General features: G+C 34.7%; 19 protein-coding genes and 1 pseudogene. 4 read left to right on the top strand and 16 right to left on the bottom strand.

Annotated elements, in window-relative coordinates; genetic code table 11:
* Positions 1–6: 6 nt before the first annotated feature.
* The 4 genes from MKY90_RS11715 to MKY90_RS11700 form a co-directional block, all read right to left on the bottom strand.
* Positions 7–1,623, bottom strand: coding sequence for a (2,3-dihydroxybenzoyl)adenylate synthase (locus tag MKY90_RS11715; RefSeq protein WP_098168158.1), 1,617 nt, complete (start codon positions 1,621–1,623; stop codon positions 7–9).
* A 12-nt stretch (positions 1,624–1,635) separates the two neighbouring features.
* Positions 1,636–2,835 carry an isochorismate synthase DhbC gene (gene dhbC / locus MKY90_RS11710; protein WP_098168157.1) on the bottom strand — a complete coding sequence of 400 codons (1,200 nt, stop codon included), beginning with the start codon at positions 2,833–2,835 and terminating at the stop codon, positions 1,636–1,638.
* A 26-nt stretch (positions 2,836–2,861) separates the two neighbouring features.
* On the bottom strand, positions 2,862–3,647 hold the full coding sequence (gene dhbA / locus MKY90_RS11705; protein WP_098168156.1) for a 2,3-dihydro-2,3-dihydroxybenzoate dehydrogenase: 786 nt from the start codon (positions 3,645–3,647) through the stop codon (positions 2,862–2,864).
* A gap of 630 nt (positions 3,648–4,277) precedes the next feature.
* The gene (locus MKY90_RS11700; RefSeq protein ID WP_063219575.1) at positions 4,278–5,480 is read right to left on the bottom strand and encodes an L-lactate MFS transporter; all 1,203 of its coding nucleotides are present in this window, start codon (positions 5,478–5,480) and stop codon (positions 4,278–4,280) included.
* Between the two features lie 699 nt (positions 5,481–6,179).
* On the opposite strand from MKY90_RS11700, the gene MKY90_RS11695 reads away from it, so the two are divergent.
* Entirely contained in the window at positions 6,180–6,365 is a 186-nt protein-coding gene (locus MKY90_RS11695; protein WP_002012762.1) for a YkvS family protein, read from the top strand.
* A 63-nt stretch (positions 6,366–6,428) separates the two neighbouring features.
* On the opposite strand, the gene MKY90_RS11690 is transcribed toward MKY90_RS11695, so the two are convergent.
* Positions 6,429–6,728, bottom strand: coding sequence for an ArsR/SmtB family transcription factor (locus MKY90_RS11690; protein WP_002012759.1), 300 nt, complete (start codon positions 6,726–6,728; stop codon positions 6,429–6,431).
* Positions 6,729–7,063: 335 nt separating this feature from the next.
* Between MKY90_RS11690 and MKY90_RS11685 the strand changes: the two genes are divergently transcribed.
* Positions 7,064–7,237 carry a hypothetical protein gene (locus MKY90_RS11685; RefSeq protein ID WP_002031929.1) on the top strand — a complete coding sequence of 58 codons (174 nt, stop codon included), beginning with the start codon at positions 7,064–7,066 and terminating at the stop codon, positions 7,235–7,237.
* Positions 7,238–7,397: 160 nt separating this feature from the next.
* On the opposite strand, the gene MKY90_RS11680 is transcribed toward MKY90_RS11685, so the two are convergent.
* The 4 genes from MKY90_RS11680 to MKY90_RS11665 all read right to left on the bottom strand — a co-directional run bounded on the left by MKY90_RS11680 (position 7,398) and on the right by MKY90_RS11665 (position 12,338).
* A complete protein-coding gene (locus MKY90_RS11680) occupies positions 7,398–10,487 on the bottom strand; it encodes an AAA family ATPase (protein ID WP_098168154.1) in 3,090 nt (1,029 codons plus the stop codon).
* Positions 10,484–11,641: an exonuclease SbcCD subunit D gene (locus tag MKY90_RS11675; protein WP_098168153.1), complete on the bottom strand. Its 1,158-nt coding sequence runs from the start codon at positions 11,639–11,641 to the stop codon at positions 10,484–10,486. Before MKY90_RS11675 ends, MKY90_RS11680 begins: the two co-directional genes overlap by 4 nt.
* 15 nt (positions 11,642–11,656) lie before the next feature.
* Entirely contained in the window at positions 11,657–11,896 is a 240-nt protein-coding gene (locus MKY90_RS11670; protein WP_002085739.1) for a DUF2584 family protein, read from the bottom strand.
* A 184-nt stretch (positions 11,897–12,080) separates the two neighbouring features.
* A complete protein-coding gene (locus MKY90_RS11665) occupies positions 12,081–12,338 on the bottom strand; it encodes a hypothetical protein (protein WP_002012747.1) in 258 nt (85 codons plus the stop codon).
* Positions 12,339–12,688: 350 nt separating this feature from the next.
* On the opposite strand from MKY90_RS11665, the gene MKY90_RS11660 reads away from it, so the two are divergent.
* Positions 12,689–13,741 carry an enoyl-CoA hydratase/isomerase family protein gene (locus MKY90_RS11660; protein WP_002065275.1) on the top strand — a complete coding sequence of 351 codons (1,053 nt, stop codon included), beginning with the start codon at positions 12,689–12,691 and terminating at the stop codon, positions 13,739–13,741.
* Between the two features lie 159 nt (positions 13,742–13,900).
* Complete coding sequence (locus tag MKY90_RS11655) at positions 13,901–14,533, top strand: LysE family translocator (protein ID WP_085960726.1); 633 nt, start codon at positions 13,901–13,903, stop codon at positions 14,531–14,533.
* 106 nt (positions 14,534–14,639) lie between these two features.
* Here the strand turns inward: MKY90_RS11655 and MKY90_RS11650 are convergent, their stop codons facing one another.
* From MKY90_RS11650 to MKY90_RS11620, 7 genes and pseudogenes are all read right to left on the bottom strand, one after another.
* Complete coding sequence (locus tag MKY90_RS11650) at positions 14,640–16,100, bottom strand: CoA-acylating methylmalonate-semialdehyde dehydrogenase (protein WP_078185943.1); 1,461 nt, start codon at positions 16,098–16,100, stop codon at positions 14,640–14,642.
* Positions 16,101–16,139: 39 nt separating this feature from the next.
* Positions 16,140–17,030 carry an NAD(P)-dependent oxidoreductase gene (locus MKY90_RS11645; protein WP_002031851.1) on the bottom strand — a complete coding sequence of 297 codons (891 nt, stop codon included), beginning with the start codon at positions 17,028–17,030 and terminating at the stop codon, positions 16,140–16,142.
* Between the two features lie 16 nt (positions 17,031–17,046).
* On the bottom strand, positions 17,047–18,756 hold the full coding sequence (locus MKY90_RS11640; RefSeq protein ID WP_098167744.1) for an acyl-CoA dehydrogenase family protein: 1,710 nt from the start codon (positions 18,754–18,756) through the stop codon (positions 17,047–17,049).
* 155 nt (positions 18,757–18,911) lie between these two features.
* Positions 18,912–19,820: a methylisocitrate lyase gene (prpB, locus tag MKY90_RS11635; RefSeq protein WP_098167745.1), complete on the bottom strand. Its 909-nt coding sequence runs from the start codon at positions 19,818–19,820 to the stop codon at positions 18,912–18,914.
* A gap of 18 nt (positions 19,821–19,838) precedes the next feature.
* On the bottom strand, positions 19,839–21,275 hold the full coding sequence (gene prpD, locus MKY90_RS11630; RefSeq protein ID WP_341091389.1) for a 2-methylcitrate dehydratase: 1,437 nt from the start codon (positions 21,273–21,275) through the stop codon (positions 19,839–19,841).
* A 98-nt stretch (positions 21,276–21,373) separates the two neighbouring features.
* Positions 21,374–22,495, bottom strand: coding sequence for a citrate synthase (gene mmgD, locus MKY90_RS11625; RefSeq protein ID WP_141506918.1), 1,122 nt, complete (start codon positions 22,493–22,495; stop codon positions 21,374–21,376).
* 415 nt (positions 22,496–22,910) lie between these two features.
* A pseudogene (locus MKY90_RS11620) lies at positions 22,911–23,182 on the bottom strand (HesB/YadR/YfhF family protein).
* Positions 23,183–23,192 lie beyond the last annotated feature (10 nt).

The following is a 23,192-nucleotide window of genomic DNA, read 5'->3' as shown; positions in this document are numbered from 1 at the left end:
TTTTTATTATTGTTTTACTGTAATAAGTTTTTCAGCAATGACTTTACGTAATTCTTTTTTGCTTACTTTTCCAACACCTGTTTGTGGGAATGATTCAATAAATTCAATTCGATCTGGAATCTTATAAGCTGCTATACCACGTTCTCTTAAGAACATTTTTAATTTGTTTGCAGTTAGGACTTGTCCACGAGCGATAACAAAAGCGCAAGTGCGTTCTCCTAAATAATCGTCAGGCATAGATACAATTGCTACATCATGTACTGCATCATGTGCTAATAGATGATTTTCAACTTCTTCCGCAGCAACCTTCTCACCGCCACGATTAATTTGATCTTTATCTCTTCCTTCTACAATGATGTAACCTTGTTCATTTACTTTCACAAGATCTCCTGTACGATAAAATCCATCCTTTGTAAATGATCGTGCATTATGCTCTTCCGCTTTATAATAACCACGAATTGTATATGGCCCTCTTGTTAATAAATTTCCTACTTCACCGGGTTTTACATCGTTATCATTTTCATCAACAACCCTTACTTCATCGAATGTAGACATCGGTCTACCTTGCGTATGAATAATGATTTCTTCTGGATCATCTAGTCTTGTGTAATTTACTAACCCTTCCGCCATACCGAACACTTGCTGTAACGTACATCCGAATGTAGGGCGTATACGCTTCGCAACTTCGGCACTAAATTTCGCACCGCCTACTTGAATAACTTGCAGGCTTGATAAATCGTTATTACGGGAAGATACCGCATCAAGCCAAATCATTGCTAATGGTGGAACGAGCGCTGTAATCGTAACTTTTTCTTTTTCTATAAGAGTAAATGCCTCATCTGGACTACCTCCAGTTGCCAATACTACTTTTCCACCCGCATAGAAAGTTCCAAATGTCCCTGGAGAACTCATCGGGTAATTGTGTGCTACTGGAAGAACTGCCATATAGACACTTTCTGCATTTAAATTACAAATGTCAGCGCTAACACGTAAACTATAAATATAGTCATCATGTGTTCTAGGAATTAATTTAGAAAGGCCTGTCGTCCCTCCTGATAATTGGAGAAACGCAACATCACTTGGCTGAACTTCTGGTAACGGAATCGGATCCATATAAAGATCAGTTATGTTCACGAATTCTTCTTCTTCCCCCACTACGATTACATGTTGTAAAGCGGGAACTTTCTCTTTCACTTCTCTTGCTAGTTTTCGATAATCAAAGCCGAGAGCCTTATCTGAAATAACGTAAGCACTCGCTTCACCAAACTCGCAAAAATAACTAATTTCACTACTGCGATGAGAAGGTAGTGCAAAAACAGGGAGTGCTCCAATGCGAAATAGCGCAAAGCATATTTCGAAAAACTCTATAATATTAGGTAACTGGATTACAACTCGATCTTCTTTCTTTATTCCTAAATTCAGTAAACCTGAAGCTAAGCGATCTACCTTTTTATCAAGTTCACTATACGTTATATGCGTATTACTACTTACAACCGCAATTTGATCCCCATATTTTTCAGCGCGCTCTTTTAACATCGAACCAAATGTTTCTCCAAGCCAACACCCTTCTTCTCGATAGCGATTGGCAAATTCTTTTGGCCATTCCGTATAACCTATTAACATTCTTTCTTCCCCCTATTTTTCATTCAGCGAATTATCTCTTAACCCTAAAGCCTTCAGCATTGTTTGGAACTTAGCTGATGTTTCTGCTAACTCATCTTCTGGCTTTGATTCAGCAACAACTCCAGCACCTGCATATAAGCGAAGTGTATTCTCTTGCACTTCAGCACAACGAATTGTAACAATCCATTCGCCATCTCCATTTAAATCGCTCCACCCTAACATTCCTGTAAAGAATTCACGGTCAAATGGCTCAATTTTTTGAATAGCCTCTCTCGCTTCTTCCATTGGAGTTCCGCAAACTGCTGGCGTTGGATGAAGGGCAATTGCTAGTTCTAAAGAAGACGTATTTGGGTCCTTTAGTTCACCTTTCACTTCCGTAGACAAATGCCACATTGCTTCACTATGAATAACTGAGGGTTTTTCTGGAACATGTAATATATGACAGTAAGGGCGAAGCGCAGCGGCAACCGATTCAACTACTACCGCATGTTCATGTAAATCTTTTGGAGAAGAAAGTAATTCTTCTGCCCTTCTTTTATCTTCTACTGGATCCTCACTTCGTGGTCTTGAGCCAGCCAACGGATTAGAAATTACTTGCATACCATGACGTGAAACAAGTAATTCAGGACTTGCTCCAATTAACGTCTTACTGTACTCGTTTTCATCTTTCGGCAAATTAACAGCAAATGTGTAGCCGTGCTTATTATGTTCCGCTAATTCACGAAGTAGTTTTTGTTGATCAATTTTCTCGGAAGACTTAACATCCAACGATCTAGATAGAACGATTTTCCTTAAATCTCCGTCCTGAATTTTTGCTATTCCTTGCTTCACACCATCCATATAAACTTCAGGAGCTGGAACCGGTGTCATTTCAAATGTCAGTTTCTCATTTCGTTTTATCTCATTTGTTGTCTCTAACTGTAAACGCTCAGTAATTCTACTATGTTCTGGTACGATAAGTTGAACTTCTTTTCTACGATCAAAAGGCAAAGCACCAACAACGATAGGATTCGGATTTCCAGCTTGTTTTGCATTACTTAATACCGCTTGTACAAGTTCTGGAAAGCTTTCAATTTCACGATGTTTTACTGTAGTAAACTCTCCTTCTGCTAATATTGTTCGAGTTGGTGAAGCGAAAAAGAATGAAGATTCTGTCTTATAATCTTCTAAAAGTTTTTCTGACAGTTCCTTTACGGCTGTAAGTTCATTCATAGTACAATAACCTCCTGAATTTTTTATTAAGCTCCTAATGTAGCTCCGCCATCGACACATAAATTGTGCATTGTAATATGACTCGCTTTATCAGAAGCTAAAAACAATACTGCTTCAGCAATTTCTGAAGGTTGTGCAATTTTTTGTAACGGAATACCGAGTCTATATGTATTTTGAGAACCAGCAATTATATTTTCAGCTCCATTCTCATCAGCCCATAGTAATCTTTGCATTTCAGTTTCAGTAGAACCAGGAGAAACTAAGTTGCAGCGAATATTGTATGCTGCAAGCTCTAACCCTAAACACTTCATAAACATTGTCGTTGCGGCTTTTGATGCAGCGTACGCAGCCATTTCCATTCTCGGAGTATTTGCCGCATTTGAACCAACTGTAACAATTGCCCCTGACCTTCTTTGCATCATATGTTTACTTACTGCTCGAGACATATAGAAAACTCCTGTAGAATTTACAGAGAAGGTTTTATTCCAATCTTCATCACTTAAAGAGTGAATTGGTCCCATACGTAATACCCCTGCAACATTTATTAATATATCTATTGGTGCTATATCATTTTCAATACCGTTTACCATATCTTCAACAGCGGTACTATCACTCACATCTAAATGAAATGTTTTCATACGTGTTTCATTTAATTCATTTTCATTTAAGAGTACGTTTAACCCCTCTTCATTTTGATCAACCGCAATAACTGTAGCTCCTCTTTCTAAAAACATTTTGGCAACAACACTGCCTATACCTTGAGCTGCACCTGTTACTAAAACCGTTTTTCCATCAAATTCCCCTAAGTTCATTTCCTCTATCCTTTCATTTGAAAATTGATCTAATTAAACAAATAGTAATAATGATAACGATTATCACTATCAATGTAAAAAATAATACACTTACTAAACTAATTGGTCAAGTGTACTTTTCATCAAAATATTATTCATTGATAATGTTTTTCATTTAATATTCTTACATCGAAATGATAATCTTTCTCAATAAACTTGTCAACCTATTTTTATTTTTCAGATAAAATATTTTAGTACTTCTCAATACAATTACATCTAAAAGCATTAATAAGTACTTACATTAAAAAAATTTAATTCGTACTCCTCTTTTTAAAATTGAAGAAGATAAACTGTAGATACCTTCATTTACAAAGCCTTACCAAAAACTCAAGTATATATTTTCTCAACATTTTTCTGAAAATATCGAGAAAGTATATCTTGCAATTACCGATACATGTCGTGTTTATAATTTAAGATTTAATAAGTATTTCGAATATAATATATCAATTTATGATATTCCAATATATTCCAAACGGATACTTTACTCATTTTTTTGCCTCTAGAAAATTCCACATGTTGTAATTTATAAAAAAGCACCCTATTAAATAGGGTGCTTTTTAGTAAACATAGTGTTAAAGAAGATTTATATACTTACGCTACACTGCGATACTCTTCTTCTTTTTCTTTTTTCTGCTTAGGCACTTGGATTAAAAGTGCGATAATAAATGATACGACACATAATACGCCGATCACCATGAAAGTTGGTTTGAATCCACCTAGAACTGCACCGATAAAGGAACCAGCGAGCGCTCCAAATCCAAATCCTTGATACACAATTCCGTAGTTCTTACTATGGTTTTTCATACCGTAGAAATCACCAACGATAGCTGGGAAAATAGTGATATTTCCACCAAAGCAAAACGCTACACTTGCTACACATACGAAGTAGATACCATAATTTAAATCTACGAAACTTAAAACCAAGACTGAAGCTGCCATAACAACAAATGTACCAGTAACGATTTTTAAACGGCCGATTTTATCTGATAACGGTCCTAAAATAATACGACCTAATGTATTGAAGATTGCAACCATAGCCACCGCATTAGCTGCTGTCGCTGCGCTAAGCCCTACAAGTTGAACACCAATGTCTTTTACCATACCAATTAAGTATAAGCCACTCATACATGATGTAAATAACATAATAAATAATAAGTATACTTGTTTTGTGCCTAACATTTCTTTCGTTGTATATTCCTGAGTTTTTGTTTCATGAACTGCTCCTTGATCTGCAGCTTGATGGATTAAACAAGCGCCAAGGACAATCATAGCTGTAACAATTAAACCCCAGTATATAAACGCTTGTGATACACCAACTGATTCAATTAACTGTGCGTTAATATATTTAAAAATTAAGCTACCCGAACCATATGCAGAGACAGAAATACCAGCAATTAAACCTTTACGCTTTGGAAACCACTTTATTAAATTGGATAATGAAGTGATATATGCTGTACCATCTGCATAACCTACAACAACCCCTGCTAGTACATAAAGCAATATTAATGAGGAAGCTTGTGAACTAAGTATTAATCCTAGTCCTAATGCTAGTCCAGCTATCATAATAAGTTTACGAAGTCCCCATTTTTCTTGCAATTTACTCGCAAACAAAGTTGAAAACGCTAAAGACAGGCTAGTAATTGAGAATGTTATAGCAACAGCGTTAAGACTCCAACCGTATTTACTCACTAAGGGCTGATTGAATAAACTCCATGTATATATCGTACCAAGCCCCATTTGCACTATGACTGTTCCAAGGACAACAAGCCATGGATTAACCGATGATTTTTTCATACCATCTCTCCTCCTCTTTCTATTTCAATGCTATTCGCTAAATATGCTTTTTTTATTTTTATTTTCGCCACCTCATTCGACTTAACAACTTCATTGTATAGGATGTTCTCACTTATGTAAGCACTTACAAGACGGAGCGTCAAAAATATAGAATCAGTTACAGAAAACGAAGGGTGAAATACAAAAAACTACTTGTTAAATACGTAGTAGTTTTTATAATGTTTTACATCAATACGACTTATGTGTGTTTTCATATCCTCTTTTATACAAAGTTATGCGCCCTGTTACACCATGGCTGGACTTCAAAATTTTGATTATCCTATATAAACAAAAAACACCATATTCTTTTTAACTCCCCAGCTTTATAACATGTTGCGTCTATATTTCTTAATACAAATCATTTAATAGTCTTGTAATCTGGCTTCTCATTACAATGCTTGTAATCAAAAATTCCATCTTTTATACATTTTAACTTCCATATATCTTGTTTTTAACGAAACATACAGAATTACAACGTTTTTTTACAATTTTATACATAAAAATAGAAAATATATAATTCATTTACATAATGTTGCACTTTAATTTTTATTAAACAACAAATATTTTATTGATAAATAAAACTAAACATTCACTAATATATCTATACGTGGTTTAATATATATAATAAACAAACATTTCTGACTTTTATAAGGAGGTACTATGAAAGCAAACGTAGGCGATACTATACTATTTCAACGAAATAACTTAAAGATCACAGCATCTGTACTAAAACTATACACTGAATCGGTCTTAGTTGAAGTCACAGATGTAAGCGGTGGTACTTTTGAATTTGACCGAACAATTGTAAATCATAAAAACTATAAAATTTTAAATGCAAATAAATAAAACAATACAATACAAAATAGCCCCTGCTTAACAGCGGAGGCTATTTTGTATAATAACAATTCATTAATTTACATATCCTAAAACACTAACAATCTTGCTTGCTTTTAAATTATTAATATAATAATAAATTTCTAACCCTCTTCTCTCAGCTCTTAGCACTTTACCTTTCATTTTTGATAAATGCTGCGAAACAGTCGATTGAGGAATATTCAATATTTCTGTTAATTGTGTTACATTACAAGTTTTGCGTGCACTTAATTCATTTACAATTTGTAATCGTATTGGATGCGCCATTATTTTTAAAATATCCACATCTTCTTCAGTTACTAAACTTTTTTTTATCTCGCTCGTATATGTTGTCATAAGACATTCCCCTTTTATTTGAATTCCTTTTTATTAAAATCTGCTTCTAAATAAAATATTATCTCTAATATACAATTAAGACCCTTATATAGAAATAATAGGATTTTGATTATTTAAAAACAGCAATACTATACAATTTCATCTATTTGGTACATATACATAATACAATTTCAATTTGTGCTCTATGTGAAGTTAGCATAAATTTATAATGAAGATTTTTCAAACAATTCACATCTAACTATATACTTCCTCATAATACTATCCAGTGATTTTAACATATTTTAGGCATTTGTATATACTATTGCAAAACACATTCTTATTGAGGGGGAATTTATATGCCAACACCGTTACAAGAACAAGTTGAAGAAGCTCGTGAAACGTATGTCAGTCGTATTATTTTAGTTGGTGGTTCAGCTTTATTTTTAACAGGTGGTGTTATATCTGCAATTTCAGCCTTTAAAAGTTATAACCGTTTGGCAAATACGCCACCTTCTTCAAATGATTCATAATTGCATCATTCATTCCTTTAAATAATAAAGATGCCGCCTCTACTATAGAGACGGCTTTATATAAAAACATTATTAAATTCATTTGAACTTAATTGAAAAAACGTTATAACAATTTGATACAATGTTCAAAGTAAGGATAGATACTTTCAATTTGACAAGCTTATTTCACCACAAACCTCGTCTGACTACACCCATCTTTCTGCTTCGTTACCTCTAATACAGCTGGCATTGCGTTTTTCAGTTCTTGAACGTGTGAAATTACACCGATAAAGCGACCTGATTTTTGCAAGTCGATTAGGGCGTCAACTGCTTTCGTTAATGACTCTTCATCTAATGAGCCGAATCCTTCATCGATAAACATCGTTTCGATGGAAATACCACCCTCATACGCTTGAATTACATCTGCCATTCCAAGTGCTAAGCAAAGTGATGCGTTAAATTTCTCACCGCCAGATAATGTTTTTACATCTCGGGTTTGACCTGTATATGCATCATATACATCTAATCCTAATCCACTTTGTCGATTCCTCTTTTCAACTCGTTCGCTTCGTTTTAAATAAAATTGTCCATTTGATAATTTACGTAGTCGTTCGTTCGCAATTTGAACAATTTGTTCTAAATACTCAATTAAGATGTAACGTTCAAAGGATATACGACTATCGTTATCCCCTTTCATTACTTCATATAAATCAACAAGTTCTTGGAATGCTTTTTCTTCCTCATGAATTTGTTCATCAATTCGTTTAATATTTTCATGTAAATCCGTAATATATGATACGGCGTTTTGAGCACGTTGTCGTTTTTCTTTAATAATATCAAGGCTAATTTCCAATTCTCTCACTTGCTCATCTAATGAAGAAATGTCCATATACTCTTTATCTTTTAAGTCTGCTTTTAATTCGTCAATTTGTTTTGTAAGTACTTCTAGAGATGAGTAATAACTTTGGATTTCTTGTTGTAACTTATCCATCTCAGCATCATTTAATTTGGATTCTTTATATGTTAATTGATCTGTAAATCCGCTTTGTTCTAGCTCTTTCATAAAGCGTGTAAACGTCTCTTCTTTCTTCTCTTTTGCACTATTAAATTGATTAGAAGCATTATCATGTTCTGCTTGAATACGTATATTTTCATTTTGCCAATGTTGATACGCCTCTTGTACTTTCTCCCATTCATCTTCCATTAACCTAAGTTCTTGCAGAGCTTGGTCAAACTGTACTTTCCAAGCTTGTACCGTTTGCAAACTTTCCGGAATATTTTGCTTATCATGTTCATATGACGTACGAAGCTGCATACACTCCATTTCAGTACGGTGCTGCACAGTTTCTACTTCACGCTTTTGTTTCTGGAGTTCTTCTACTTTTTCTTCTACGCTTTTTATATTCACAGCAATTTGCTTACGCGTTTCTTCACTTGCTTTTAACGCATTAACTTCTGCTGCTAATTGCTTTCCTTTTTGAACGAGCGCACTATATGTTTCTACTAATTCTTCTGAGCGATAGCCTCGCTTTAGCACTTCTTCTATCACTTGTTCATATTGAACTCGATAGAAATTCCACTTTTCTTCTAATTGAACATGTAATTTTTCCGCAATATTTTTCTTTTCTCTTAGCTCATTTAACTCTTTTTCATCAATTGCATTACTTTGCTCTGTAGCTTTTTTCGGGTGGTCCATACTACCACATACTGGACAAGATTCACCATCATGTAAATGAAGAGCTAATATACCAGCTTGTTCACTTAACCAGCGGCGTTCAATATTTTCATATGTACTAACTGCCTGTTGCATCTTATGAAACGCACTTTCTTTTTCTAGCTCGTATTTTTGTTTTTCTTGCCATACATCATATGCCTGCTTTAATACTTTTGCATCTTCTCGCATATTCGTTAGTTCTTCTACTTTAGCTACATATTGTTCAAGCGCTGCTTCTAATTGCTGTAATTCGCCAGACATTCTTTGTTTTTCATTTTTATGCGCTTCTAGTTGTTCATCTAACTTTTGCATACCTTCTTTTAATTTTCCTATTTGAATTTCAGCATTTTGCAAATTTAACTTTTTCTCAGCTAATGATGCAATAATTGGGTGTAACTCTTCTAGTCTTTGAACTTGTTTTTTAGCATTTTCTCGCTCGGATGCCTTATTCTTTAATGCTTCATATTTCTCCTGAGCAAGTGCAAAACTGTTCATTATATGCTCTTTTTTTGCGATTATCTGTTTTAACAAACTTTCAGACTGCTGTTCATATTGCATCGCTTCCTCATACCATTGCTCAAATGGTAATAATCGCTTCGCCTGTTCCGCATGTTTAAAAGATTTTTCTTTCATTTCGATTACGGCACGGTTTTCTTGTAAAATACTGTACTTCTCATTCTTTTGTTCTAAATCTTTGAATTTCTCATTTACAGCTTTTGCTGCATGAAAACGTGCCTCTGCTTCTTTTAATTGTTTCGTTTTGTCATTTTGTTCTAAGTGTAATTGCTCAACCTCTGCATTGTACCAAATTGTTTCTTGTTCTAATGCCTCTACTACTTGATGTGTATTTACATGCTCTTGCTCCACTAATGTCTCTAATAATGCTCCATCACGTATTGGTAATTTAAATACATTACGGAAATATAACTCACGTTCTTTTTGTTTTTCTTGTAAGACGTCTTTCCATTGTTTACGCTTTTGATCTAATATCTCACGCATTAATTTATAACGATCTGTTTTAAAAATGCGGCGTAGTATTTCTTCTTTATTTTCCGTTTCAGATGTTAATAATTTTCGGAACTCTCCTTGCGGTAACATGACAATTTGGCTAAATTGATGTTTACTTAATCCAATTAAATCTTCAACTTTTTTATTTACATCCGTTACATGAAAACGATCGACACATGGAACTTTTTCCTCATCAATTACTTCATATAATTCGACTGCATGTCCTGTAATTGTTTTATTTCCTTGTTTTTTATGGCCCAGTTGTCGTTTAATTTCATAACTTTTTCCTTTTAATTGAAAAGTTAATTCCACACTTGTATAAACATCATCATCAGCAAATTGGCTACGAAGCATGTTTGTATCACTGCGCTCTTCTCCACTAGCCTCTCCATATAATACATAACAAATCGCATCAAAAATCGTTGTCTTTCCAGCTCCTGTATTTCCAGAAATAGCGAAAATACGATGCTCACCAAGATCTTTAAAATCGATTACTTCTTTCTGTTTATATGGACCAAACGCGGTCATTATAAGCTGAATCGGTCTCATCCTCGCTCACCTTCCCGTTCTTGCACTGTTTGCAAAACATCTAAAAATAGACATTCTTTCTCTTCTGATAAATCTAGCCCTTTCATTTCTTTATAAAATGCTTTTAAAAGAGATAAATCATCCGTTTTATGTCTTGAAACAGTTACTTCATTTTCATCTGTGAACTCTCGTCTTTGAATAGATCTTTCAACATGCATTGCATTTGGGTATACAGAACGTATTTTTTCCATTGGCTGCAAGACAGGATTTTCATCTAATAATTTCACAAATACATAATCTTCACTCACTGGATGAAGCAATAAATCGTCTATTTTCGCTTCTACTGTACGCATTTTACGACGTGGTGTAAGTAAACGTTTTTCAATTGTTATTTCACCTTTTTCATCCAGTTCCACAATATAATATCCTTTTTTATGCTTTTCTTCAGAAATAGAATATGCAAGTGGTGAACCTGAATAACGAATTGTCTCATTACGTACAAAATGCGCTTGATGTAAATGGCCAAGCGCCGTGTAATGAAACTTATCAAAATAATGGCTATTTACATATTCAGCACCACCAATTGAAAGTGGTCGTTCCGCATCACTCGTATTTTCCTCTGCCTCTCCTGAAGCAGTTACAAATGCATGTCCTACAAATATGTGTCTCGCTTCTTTATCCATCGTTTCAGAGAGTTCGTTCATAAAAATACGCATCGCATCATCATGAGAACGAACATCTTCATTTTTCAATATGTGTCTAACAATACTTGGATCTGCATACGGAACGAGATGGAAATGAACCTCTCCGTATTCATCATTTAAAACAACAGGATTGTATGGAAACTGGAATTGTCCAACAATATGTAATCCTTGTTTTTTCATTAAATTACTACCAAAATGTATGCGGTCCGGACTATCGTGGTTTCCTGCAACTGCAATTATTGGTGTTTGTAAATCAATAACTATCTTTTGTAATACATCATTTAATAAGTCTACTGCTTCTGTAGGTGGAATTGCTCGGTCATATAAATCTCCTGCAATAATTACAGCATCCGGTTTTTCCTCTTCAACAGCTTGTACAAACTGATCTAACACAATTTTTTGATCTTCAGTCATATATACACCATGAACAAGCTTACCTAAATGCCAATCCGCTGTATGAAAAAACTTCATATTACCCTTCTCCTTTTAGTTTACTGATTGTAGTGAAACAAGCTGATAGTTTAGTGTAGTTTTTCCGTTCTCCCATTCTAACTTTTGGACAATTGCACTACCGATTCTTTCTTCGTTTGATTTATATAAAGGCAATATTTCTTGAATAGTAAATAGATGATAACCATCTAAAATTAATTGAAATAAATTATCTTCTATATGTAATCTTACTTCTTTTTCATTTGAAATAATTTTTGTATGCATCTCAAATTTCATGCTAGATACAACCCCTTTTTTCTAATCTCTACATTTTAATAGTATAGTGGTCATGCAAGATTGACAAGTAAATACACCGCGATGTACATACTTTTTTAATTATAAATATTTTATGTTTTTTTATATGAAATACGGTATGTGAAATTATTAATCTACAAAAATAAAAATGCCCTTTCAGGCATCCTTATTTTTGTAAGTACTCTTTCATAACGTAGTACAATACAGTTATTAGGACAATCGCTACAAAAAACGCAAATACGGCCACAACATACCCATCTTTATTTAATAAAAAGCATATGGAAATAGATATTATAAAAATCGGAAACACGAGACGTACCTTAGCCTTCACTTCTTCTGTCGTATCTGTATGATGAAAATACTGTGTAATTCCTACCATAAGAGATGACAAAATAATAACCGACAATAGTAAAGGTCCTGGCATTCCGATCTCTCCTTTCTCTATTTCTAATTATATACAAACCCCGCGCTCTTTAAAAGTTAGATAATTCAGCCTTTTAACTTTTTCTACATCCACTCTTTAATTTACGCCACGTATACTAACTCAATATAAGTTATACATATAATAGCGCCTTCAACACGACATTTTCAAATAATAGCACTTACAGTAATGTTGTAATATTCCTCTTCATTCTCTGAAATCCTGCAAATATAACTCGTCAAAATATGCGATAAATACTAACACTAAGCACCTAATTTAGACAAAAATTATAGAGGACATTTCAGCATGTATCAAGAAATAAGAATAGAAAGATAAGTAAGGGAGGATTTATAATGACTGAACACGTTTTATTTTCTGTTAGCGAAAACGGCGTTGCATCGATTACTTTAAACCGTCCAAAAGCACTTAATTCTTTATCCTATGACATGTTACAACCAATTGGGCAAAAACTTAAAGAATGGGAGCAAGATGAGCGTATTGAACTCATCGTTTTAAAAGGAGCTGGGACGAAAGGTTTTTGTGCAGGTGGTGATATTAAAACGCTATACGAAGCACGTTCTAACGAAGTTGCATTACAACATGCAGAGCAGTTTTTTGAAGAAGAATATGAAATTGATACATTTATTTATCAATACAAAAAACCAATTATCGCTTGTTTAGATGGAATTGTAATGGGCGGTGGTGTCGGTCTGACAAATGGAGCGACGTATCGAATTGTAACAGAGCGTACGAAGTGGGCAATGCCTGAAATGAACATCGGTTTCTTCCCGGATGTCGGTGCTGCTTATTTCTTAAATAAAGCGCCTGGATATACTGGTCGATATGTTGCTTTAACGGCATCTATTTTAAAAGCTCCTGATGTATTATATATTAACGCTGCTGATTACTTTATGACATCAGATTCATTACCAAATTTCCTTACCGCACTTGAAAATGTAAATTGGAAAAAAGAAGATGTACATACTCATTTAAAAGAAGTTATTCGTACATTTGCAACTGCTCCAAACTTAGATGGCAATCTTTCTTCTTCAGTAGAAGAAATTAATTCGCATTTTGCATTCGATACAATTGAGGGAATCATTCAATCGTTAGAGAAAGATCAAAGTCCATTTGCCCAAACAACGAAAGAAAAGCTATTATCCAAATCCCCTGTTTCATTAAAGGTAACATTAAAACAGTTTATTGATGGCCAAGAAAAGTCAGTTGAAGAATGTTTCGCGACAGATCTTATACTCGCTAAAAACTTCATGCGACATGAAGATTTCTTTGAAGGAGTACGCTCCGTTGTAGTTGATAAAGACCAAAATCCAAATTATAAATATAAACAATTAAGTGATGTTTCAGAAGAAGATGTAAATCGATTCTTTAACTTACTTAACGCTTAAATAAAGAGGCCATATATTGTAGCACACTCTCAGCTACTCTATATGGCCTCTTCTTTTTAGTTAAATAATTTTAAATATAATTTAATTTTATTTAACTAAAATGTATGTTAAACTAACGTTAATCGAATTTTCTAAAAACAAAAAAGGAAGGCGGATAACATTATGGAAAATTTTTTTCTGTTTATTATTATGTCTATATGTCTTATTATTCTACCCGGTCCTGATACAGCAATGGCTACGAAAAACACATTGATTGCCGGCAAAATCGGCGGCGTAAAAACTGTTTTTGGTACTTGTGTTGCGCTTTTAATTCACACTTTAGCTGCTGTAATTGGTCTTTCAGCACTTATTGTAAAGTCTGCACTTTTATTTTCTATTTTTAAATATGTTGGTGCTGTATATTTAGTCTATATTGGTATTAAAGCCCTTTTAGCAGTAAGAAACACAGAAGACTTAAATACAAATGACGTTCCAATAAATAATGACAATAAACATACTTCTTGCTTTCGCCAAGGGTTTCTTACAAATTTACTAAACCCTAAGATTGCAGTCTTCTTTTTAACTTTTTTACCACAGTTTTTAAATCCAAATCATAATACATTTATACAACTTCTCGTTATGGGACTTACTTATCTCATTTTAACCGTCATTTGGTTTGCTTTTTATATATTTTTAATTGATAAAATTAGTGCTTTTATGAAAAAACCGAAGACACAGCGTTATATTCAAGGGATTACAGGAATCGTCTTAATTGGGTTTGGTATTAAATTAGCCTTTGAAAGAAATAGTTAACACAATACAAACGAAAATACACTACTCCATTATGAGTAGTGTATTTTCGTTTGTATTATTTTTATAATGAGTGGGAATGCACCCCACTCATTATCATTTCACTTTATTAAAACCAGCGCTCAGTTACAACTTTTTTACGTGTATAAAATTGAACGCCATCCGTACCATTTGTACCAAGATCTCCAAAGAATGAAGCTTTGTTTCCTGCAAATGCGAAGAATGCCATTGGTGCTGGAACATTAACGTTTACACCAATCATACCAGCATCAATATTGTCTCGGAATGTTTGTGCATGTTTTCCATTTGATGTATAAATAACAGCACCATTCGCAAATTTCGATTGATTTGTCAGCTTAATACCTTCTTCTAAATCTTTTACTCTTACAATACTTAATACCGGAGCGAAAATTTCATCTTGCCAAATTTTCATTTCTTGATTTACACCATCAAAGATCGTTGCACCAACAAAGTAACCTTCTCCAACTTCTTCATTGATTTTACGGCCATCTACTAGTAAAGTTGCTCCATCTGTTACACCACTATTAATATAGCCTAAAACACGTTCTTTATGAGATTCACGGATTAATGGTCCAACATAATTATCTTCGTTGAAACCGTCACCTACTTTTAACTTCTTCGTTTCCGCTACTAATACATCAATGAATTCATCAGCAATTTCATCAACTACTGCTACTACTGAACATGCCATGCAGCGCTCTCCACTACTTGCAAACGCAGATCCAATTACACCTTGTACTGTTTTCTCAAGGTTGCAATCTGGCATTACAATCGCATGGTTTTTCGCACCTGCTAACGCTTGTACACGTTTACCATTTTTTGTACCAGTTTCATATACGTAGCGTGCCACTGGCTCAGAGCCAACAAACGAAACTGCTTGAATATCTTTATTTTCTAAAATACTATTTACAACATCTTTTCCGCCTTGTACTAAATTTAATACCCCTTTTGGAAAACCAGCTTCATAGAATAACTCTACAAGTCGCTCAGCTAAAAGTGGCGTTCTTTCAGATGTTTTTAATACGAATGTATTACCGCAAGCAATTGCAAGTGGGAACATCCATAATGGAATCATCATCGGGAAGTTAAACGGTGTAATACCCGCAACAACTCCGATTGGGTAGCGCCAAATCGATCCATCAATTCCACTAGCAATATTCGGAAGAGCTTGTCCCATCATTAAATTTGGTGCTGATGTTGCAAGTTCTACCGCTTCAATACCACGCTGTACTTCACCAGTTGCATCCGTTAGCGTTTTACCGTTTTCTAGCGTAATGATTTTTGCAAGCTCATCTTTATTTTCTTGTAACAATTGTAGATATTTGTATAGTTGTCTTGAACGATTTGGAACTGGCACTTTAGACCATGTTTTGTATGCCGTTTTTGCCGCTTCAACAGCTTTTTCAACATCTTCTTTTGGAGAAAGTGGAACGTAAGCGATGATTTTTCCAGTTGCCGGATTCGGAACCGCTTCTACTTCCGTACCAGTAGATTCTACCCATTCGCCATTAATATGATTTTTCACTCGTTTAATTTCAGTTGTAATCATTATATTCTCTCCTTTTTTATCATGGTTTTTATAAGTGCACTATTTTTGATTAGAAATTAATTGTTCGCTAACTTTCTTATATAAAGCAGCCATATCGTTTTCACCATATCCTGCCTCACTCGCTTCTTCATATACGTTTAATAGCATCTCACTTACTGGTAAGTGAAGTTCGCTTTCTTTCGCTAAATCTACTGCAAATCCTAAGTCTTTCTTTAATAAATTCACAGTAAAGCCTGGCTCATAATTTTCTGATGCAATGAAACTTTTATAATTACGCTCATAAATTCTACTTTGACCGTAACTTACATTTAAAATATCAAACATTTTATCTAAATCCATATTGTTCTTTTTCGCTAATGTTAAAGCTTCACTCACACCAGCTGTATAAAAACCAATTAATAGATTATTAATTAATTTAACAGTTGTACCACTATCAATCTGCTCACTAACATGGAAAACATTCGCTCCAAGTACTTCCATGACAGATTCAGTTTTCTCATACACTTCTTTCGATCCACCAACCATAAACGTTAATGTACGGTTTTCTGCACCAATTACCCCACCGCTAACAGGTGCTGCTAAAAAGTCTACTTTCTTTTCCTTCGCCGATTCCTCTAATTGTTTGTTTAATTGTGGAGATACTGTACTTGTATCAATTAAAGCTACATTCGAGTGGCTATTTTCAAATAATCCTTCTTCCCCAAAATATACCGCTTCAACAGCACGAGGTGATGGTAAGCTTGTAAAAATCACATCGCATGTCTCTGCTAGTTTTGAGATTGATAGGCCGATAATTCCTCCTTCTTTTTCAAAGGAAGCTTCCGCCTCTTTATTCAAGTCCACTCCATATACTGTGTAGCTAGATTTAACTAAATTTTTAGACATTGGAAGACCCATGTTACCTAAACCGATAAAACCAATCTTTTTCATATCGCTTTCCTCCTATTTACACAATATATTTCCCGCGATTTATAATAACTTTCGCAATATCTCTCTTTTTCGTAAATAAGTTTGAGTATAAAGGCACTAATAATTGACGGATTTCAGCTAATATTTCTTGTTTATTTTGTTCTTCTGTGACAGCTGCTGAAAGAATGGAAATCGCAGCTTCTTCTACTTTACGATATCCTTCTTCACAAATAACACCTGTTATCATTTGCTTCGTACGCTCTTTTTCCTCACCATTTTTATTAACTGCTTTCCTCGTACGTAAAAATGCTGATTCCATGACGTACACGTCCGTCAACATATTTGATAATACGCGTGAATATTCTTGCTCTTGCTCAATTTTTATTCCTGGAGTTTTAGAGAGCGTTTTCAAAGATTGTTTCAACAATTTTTTCGCTAATAAAATGTAACGATGGTTTCTTTCTACATTTGCTACATCAATTTCTACTTCAGCATCTTCTATTTGCTCGATTTGCTTCATTAACATTTTTGCAACTGTTAATCTATTAATTTCATTCGTTCCTTCAAAAATACGACTAATTCTAGCATCACGATATAATCGTTCTACTTCGTATTCTTGCATATAACCGTAACCACCATGGATTTGTACAGCTTCATCTACGATATAAGCAAGTGTTTCAGAAGCGTTTACTTTATTCAGTGCACATTCAATTGCAAATTGGGACATTTTTTTCATAAGATCTTCATCACTCTCATGAATTGCTTTATCAATTACACCCGCTGTACGGTAAGCTGCACTTTCTGCTCCATATGTAGAAATAATCATATTGGCAATTTTCTCTTGAATCATCGTAAAATCTACTAATTCCGTTTGGAACTGTTTTCGCTCTTTTCCATATTGAACTGACAAACCGATTGCTTGTTTTGCTGTTCCAATATTTCCAAAAGCAAGTTTTAGTCTAGCGAAGTTAAGAATATTAAGAGCTACGTGATGCCCTTTCCCAACTTCCCCTAAAATATTTTCAGCGGGGATGACAACATCTTCTAAAATAAGCGTCGCTGTTGAAGATCCTTTAATCCCCATCTTCTTTTCTTCTAATCCTATTGATACACCTTCACATGTTCTTTCGACAATAAACGCTGTCATTCCTTTATTTGTCTTCGCAAAAACAACGTATACATCTGCCATATGAGCATTTGTAATCCACTGCTTCTCACCATTCAACTTCCAAGCAGTACCATCTTCATTCAATACTGCACTCGTTTTTGCACTTAATGCATCAGAACCAGCATTTGGCTCAGTTAAAGCATAAGCCCCAATCCATTCTCCCGATGCGATTTTCGGTAAATATTTTTCTTTCTGTTCTTTCGTTCCATAATATATGTAAGGCAACGTACCTACACCGGCGTGTATATTAAAAGAAACGCTAAATGCACCAGCGTAACCCATTTTCTCTGCTACAAGACCTGAGACAGCCTTTCCTAACTCGAATCCGCCATAATCTTCTGGTACCTCAATGCCTAATAATCCAAGTTCCCCAGCTTTCTCAAATAATTGGCGAGAAACTTTATAGTTATGTTGTTCAATATTCTCAATTTGCGGGACAATTTCTTGTTTAACGAATTGTTCTGTCATTTTTGCAATTAAATCTTCATCCCCTGAAAAATCTTCTGGTGTAAAGAAAGTATTATTCACATCTTTATTGAGTGAAAAAAATTCATCCCATGGTAACTTCGTTTTCTCCATCTGAATCCCCCTATCATTTCGGCCTTCGTTGATCTTTGCATATGCTCGTCTACGATGAGTGGAATATCTTATTATTGAAAACAGAAGGCGATGATTTTTCACATCAAGCAGTTCGTTTTGCCAAAGATGTATTTTCATCGCCTAAATCCTTCTACCTATTGATCTTCAGATAATACTGTTTTTGCAATTCCAGTATCTAACTCTTCAAAGTCATGATATGAAATTGTTTCATATAATTCACTTCTCGTTTGCATATTAGAAAGTGCATCTTTTTGAGAACCTGTTTCCTTAATTAGCGTAAACACATTCTCATATGCTTTTGCAGCAACACGAAGTGAAGTTACAGGATAAATTACCATTTGGAAGCCCATATTCGCAAATTCCTCTGCACTATAATATGGTGTTTTTCCGAACTCAGTCATATTTGCTAGTAAAGGTGCATTCACTTTGCTAGTAAATAAACGAAATTCTTCTTCCGATTGAAGCGCTTCTGGGAATATTGCATCTGCCCCTGCTTTTACATATGCATTCGCTCTTTCAATCGCTGCATCTAATCCTTCCACGCCGCGAGCATCTGTGCGTGCTACAATATATAAACTTGGCGCAACTTCTTTAATCGCTTTAATTTTTTGAACTAATTCTTCTGTAGTAACAAGTTTCTTACCATTTAAATGTCCACATTTCTTTGTTAATTGTTGATCTTCAATCTGAACAGCCGCAACTTTCGCTTCCACCATTTCTACAGCTGTTCTCGCTACGTTTAGTACTCCACCAAATCCTGTATCAATATCAACAAGAACTGGTAAATCTGTAGCTCTAACTAGATCCCTTGCTCTCTCTGCTACTTCAGTAGACGTCACGATTCCTAAATCTGGTAGTCCTTTACTTGCAGTGTAAGCAGCTCCCGATAAATATAGAGCTGAAAAACCTGTATTTTTCGCAACAAGAGCCGCCATTGCATCATGAGCACCTGGAATTTGCAAAATTTCATTTGCTTCTACTAAAGCTCGGAAGCGATTCGTAAGCTCCTCTTGTGTCGACTGTTTATTCACAACCCAAGCCATTCTAAATTCCCCCTATTATTAAATTAAGAATAGATCTACAAATTCGTTTACATTCATATTTTCTAGTTTTTCTTCATTTAGACAAGCTTCATGGATTTTTTCTTGTTGCTTACTAGAATAATGACCTGCCATATTTGCAGTGAATTTTCGAACAACTTTTGGAATTGCTTCGTCTCTACGGAAACGGTGGCCAAGTGGGTATTCACATTCCACATTTTCTGTTACAGTACCATCTTTAAAATGAACTTGAACAGCGTTGGCGATTGAGCGCTTGTTCGGGTCAAGGTAATCTAAACTGTACTGTTTGTTTTCAACAACAACCATCTTATTACGTAATTCATCTACACGTGGATCATTCGCTACTACATCCTCATAATCATCCGCAACGATATCTCCTTTTAATAAACCTATTGCCGTAATGTATTGTAGGCAGTGATCGCGATCAGCTGGGTTATTTAATGGACCTTCTTTATCGATAATACGAATTGCTGACTCATGAGTTGTAATTGTAATACGATCAATTTCATCTAATCTTTCTTTAAGTTCCGGATGTAATTTCACTGCACATTCTGCAGCTGTTTGTGCATGGAATTCTGCTGGGAATGACACTTTGAATAATACATTTTCCATTACATAAGATTCTAGCGGTCTTGCTAATTTTAATTCTTGCTTGTTAAATAACACATCTTGGAATCCCCATCCTGGTGCAGATAATGCCGTTGGGTAACCCATTTCACCTTTTAATGCAGTCATTGCAAGATGAACACCGCGGCTCGTCGCATCACCTGCTGCCCATGATTTACGTGAACCTGTATTTGGAGCATGACGATATGTACGAAGACTAGAATTATCAATCCACGCATGTGATAATGCATTAAAGATTTCCTCACGCGTTCCGCCAAGCATTTTTGCAACTACTGCAGTTGTTGCTACTTTTACGTATAATACGTGATCAAGACCAACACGGTTTAAGCTGTTTTCTAAAGCAAGTACACCTTGGATTTCATGTGCTTTAATCATCATTTCTAGTACTTCACGTACTTTTAATGGTTCTTTTCCTTCTGAAATACGAACGCGGCTAATATAATCTGCAACTGCTAAAATTCCGCCTAAGTTATCAGATGGATGTCCCCACTCTGCTGCAAGCCAAGTATCGTTATAGTCTAACCAACGGATCATACATCCGATATTAAATGCGCCTTTTACTGGATCTAGCACATAAGATGTTCCTGGTACACGTGTACCATTTGGCACGATTGTTCCTGGTACAACTGGTCCTAATAATTTCGTACACTCTGGGTATTGTAGTGCTAAAATTCCACATCCAAGTGTATCAAGTAATACGTAGCGAGCCGTACTGAATGCCTCTGCACTTGTAACCTCTTTATTTAATACATAGTCCGAAATTTCTTCTAATAATGCATCTTTTTGTTTAATTTCATTTGTTTTAATCATGCTATTCTTCCCTTTCTGTCGAAAATTCGTTATTATTAATGATGGGTGTCGGTCAAACACCCATCTGGCGGGCGGCGCTAACAACTCCCCAGTTGTTTTTATTTACTAAATGCATGTCGCTCGCCAATATAATTTACACGTGGACGGAACAAACGGTTGTTCGCATGTTGCTCAATTACGTGTGCACATAGCCCTACTGTTCTAGAACTAAAGAAGATTGGTGTGTAAAGTTGAATTGGAATACCAAGCATCCAATATACTGGAGCAGCATAATAATCAAGATTCGGATAAATTCCTTTTTCCTTCTCCATAATTTTTTCTCCAGCTTCACACATTTCATATAGTGTATAATCGCCTTTCACATCACATAACTGCTTTAATGCTTCCTTCATCATAAGTGCTCTTGGATCCATCTTTTTCATATAAACACGGTGTCCAAAGCCCATAATTTTTTCTTTGTTATATAGTTTCTTCTGTAATAACTCTTCAAATTTCTCAACATTACCAGCTTCTAAAAGCATGTACATAACCGCTTCATTCGCACCGCCATGAAGACTTCCTTTTAAGGATGCAACTGCTCCTGTTAAAGCACCGTATAAGTCGGATTGCGTTGATGCAATAACGCGTGCTGTAAATGTAGAGTTTGGCATTTCATGTTCACTATATAAAACAAGGGAACGATCAAAGATTTTCTCTTCAAGTTCAGTTGGTTTCTTTCCAGTTAACATATAGAAGAAATTCGCACTATATGACAATTCTTGAAGAGGCTGAATTGGTTCCTCATTATTTAAAATATGGTAGCTATTCGCTACAATATTTGGCACTTTACTTAAAAGCTTGTATCCTCGACTTTTATTCACTTCTAACGAGCGGTTTTCGATATCACTATCGTAACCAGCTAATGCGGACACACCTGTACGTAGCCCATCCATAGGATGCGTTTCCTTAGGCAATGCCTTTAGAACATTGAATACACCTTCTGGCACTGCATATTCTTCTTTTAATTTCTTTTCAATTGTTGCTTTCTCATCCTCATTCGGTAAACGTTCTTCTAATAAAAGGTGCACAATGTCTAAATACTCTTTTGTTTTTGAGAGTTCGATTAAATCATACCCTTGAATTACAATTTCACCTTTTACTGTGTCAAGAAACGAAATTTTCGTTTCCGCTGCTACTACACCATCTAATCCCGGGGAAAATTTTTCTTCAGCTTTCATCATTATTTCCTCCAATCCTAATAGATCTTCGTGCACATAACTGTAAGCCTTTACAATAATATGAAACTACATTTCCATTTCAATGTATCAGAGTTTTTAGAAGATTTCAATTTATTTTATAACGATAAGTTCCCTATACTTTTACCGATGTAATAATACAATTTTTCAAAAATAACTTTCATCTTTTATAAAGAAAGGACAGACATCCTTTTACAATTTTTTAAACCGAAATATAACAATTATCCATATAACCCCACTAAATATACCTTTAATCCTTTTTTCTTCAACAAACATAAAAAACCGAGCTGCACTCATGCACAGCTCGGTTTTTTATAATATTTATTTCATATTCCCATAAATATAATTCTTATATAAAATTTATTTATTTTTAATAAAATTATTATTTTACATAATTAAATTAAATTTCTTCCGTTTCTTTACGATAGCTTACAACTAATTCATAGTTTTGAAAGTACGAAAGATCATCAAAATCTATAAAAATAAACTACCGTCTTTCTCAACTGACACTATTTCCCGAACTGATTTCTCAGAAACAATCCCTAAAGAATATCCGGGCTGAATTGAGCTATTTCCTCCGTACCTTACAATACATCAAATAGATTCATCATGCTTTATACGCAATTCTTCCTTAAAGCACCGTCGAGCATCATGTTCAATTGAAATTTTCATCTTCGCTCTT

The organism is Bacillus sp. FSL P2-0099 (assembly GCF_038007445.1).
Classification (GTDB): domain Bacteria; phylum Bacillota; class Bacilli; order Bacillales; family Bacillaceae_G; genus Bacillus_A; species Bacillus_A mycoides.
This window is presented reverse-complemented; position numbering and strand designations above follow the sequence as displayed.

Bases quoted from the DNA above. Each gene is read 5' to 3' on its own strand.
- MKY90_RS11685 (WP_002031929.1), top strand. From the start codon at position 7,064: ATGCCAACACCGTTACAAGAACAAGTTGAAGAAGCTCGTGAAACGTAT.
- MKY90_RS11675 (WP_098168153.1), bottom strand. From the start codon at position 11,641: ATGAAGTTTTTTCATACAGCGGATTGGCATTTAGGTAAGCTTGTTCAT.
- mmgD (WP_141506918.1), bottom strand. From the start codon at position 22,495: ATGATGAAAGCTGAAGAAAAATTTTCCCCGGGATTAGATGGTGTAGTA.
- MKY90_RS11695 (WP_002012762.1), top strand. From the start codon at position 6,180: ATGAAAGCAAACGTAGGCGATACTATACTATTTCAACGAAATAACTTA.
- dhbC (WP_098168157.1), bottom strand. From the start codon at position 2,835: ATGAATGAACTTACAGCCGTAAAGGAACTGTCAGAAAAACTTTTAGAA.
- MKY90_RS11665 (WP_002012747.1), bottom strand. From the start codon at position 12,338: ATGCCAGGACCTTTACTATTGTCGGTTATTATTTTGTCATCTCTTATG.
- MKY90_RS11640 (WP_098167744.1), bottom strand. From the start codon at position 18,756: ATGGAGAAAACGAAGTTACCATGGGATGAATTTTTTTCACTCAATAAA.
- MKY90_RS11680 (WP_098168154.1), bottom strand. From the start codon at position 10,487: ATGAGACCGATTCAGCTTATAATGACCGCGTTTGGTCCATATAAACAG.
- MKY90_RS11645 (WP_002031851.1), bottom strand. From the start codon at position 17,030: ATGAAAAAGATTGGTTTTATCGGTTTAGGTAACATGGGTCTTCCAATG.
- dhbA (WP_098168156.1), bottom strand. From the start codon at position 3,647: ATGAACTTAGGGGAATTTGATGGAAAAACGGTTTTAGTAACAGGTGCA.
- MKY90_RS11660 (WP_002065275.1), top strand. From the start codon at position 12,689: ATGACTGAACACGTTTTATTTTCTGTTAGCGAAAACGGCGTTGCATCG.
- MKY90_RS11700 (WP_063219575.1), bottom strand. From the start codon at position 5,480: ATGAAAAAATCATCGGTTAATCCATGGCTTGTTGTCCTTGGAACAGTC.
- MKY90_RS11715 (WP_098168158.1), bottom strand. From the start codon at position 1,623: ATGTTAATAGGTTATACGGAATGGCCAAAAGAATTTGCCAATCGCTAT.
- MKY90_RS11690 (WP_002012759.1), bottom strand. From the start codon at position 6,728: ATGACAACATATACGAGCGAGATAAAAAAAAGTTTAGTAACTGAAGAA.
- prpB (WP_098167745.1), bottom strand. From the start codon at position 19,820: ATGGCTTGGGTTGTGAATAAACAGTCGACACAAGAGGAGCTTACGAAT.
- prpD (WP_341091389.1), bottom strand. From the start codon at position 21,275: ATGATTAAAACAAATGAAATTAAACAAAAAGATGCATTATTAGAAGAA.
- MKY90_RS11650 (WP_078185943.1), bottom strand. From the start codon at position 16,100: ATGATTACAACTGAAATTAAACGAGTGAAAAATCATATTAATGGCGAA.
- MKY90_RS11670 (WP_002085739.1), bottom strand. From the start codon at position 11,896: ATGAAATTTGAGATGCATACAAAAATTATTTCAAATGAAAAAGAAGTA.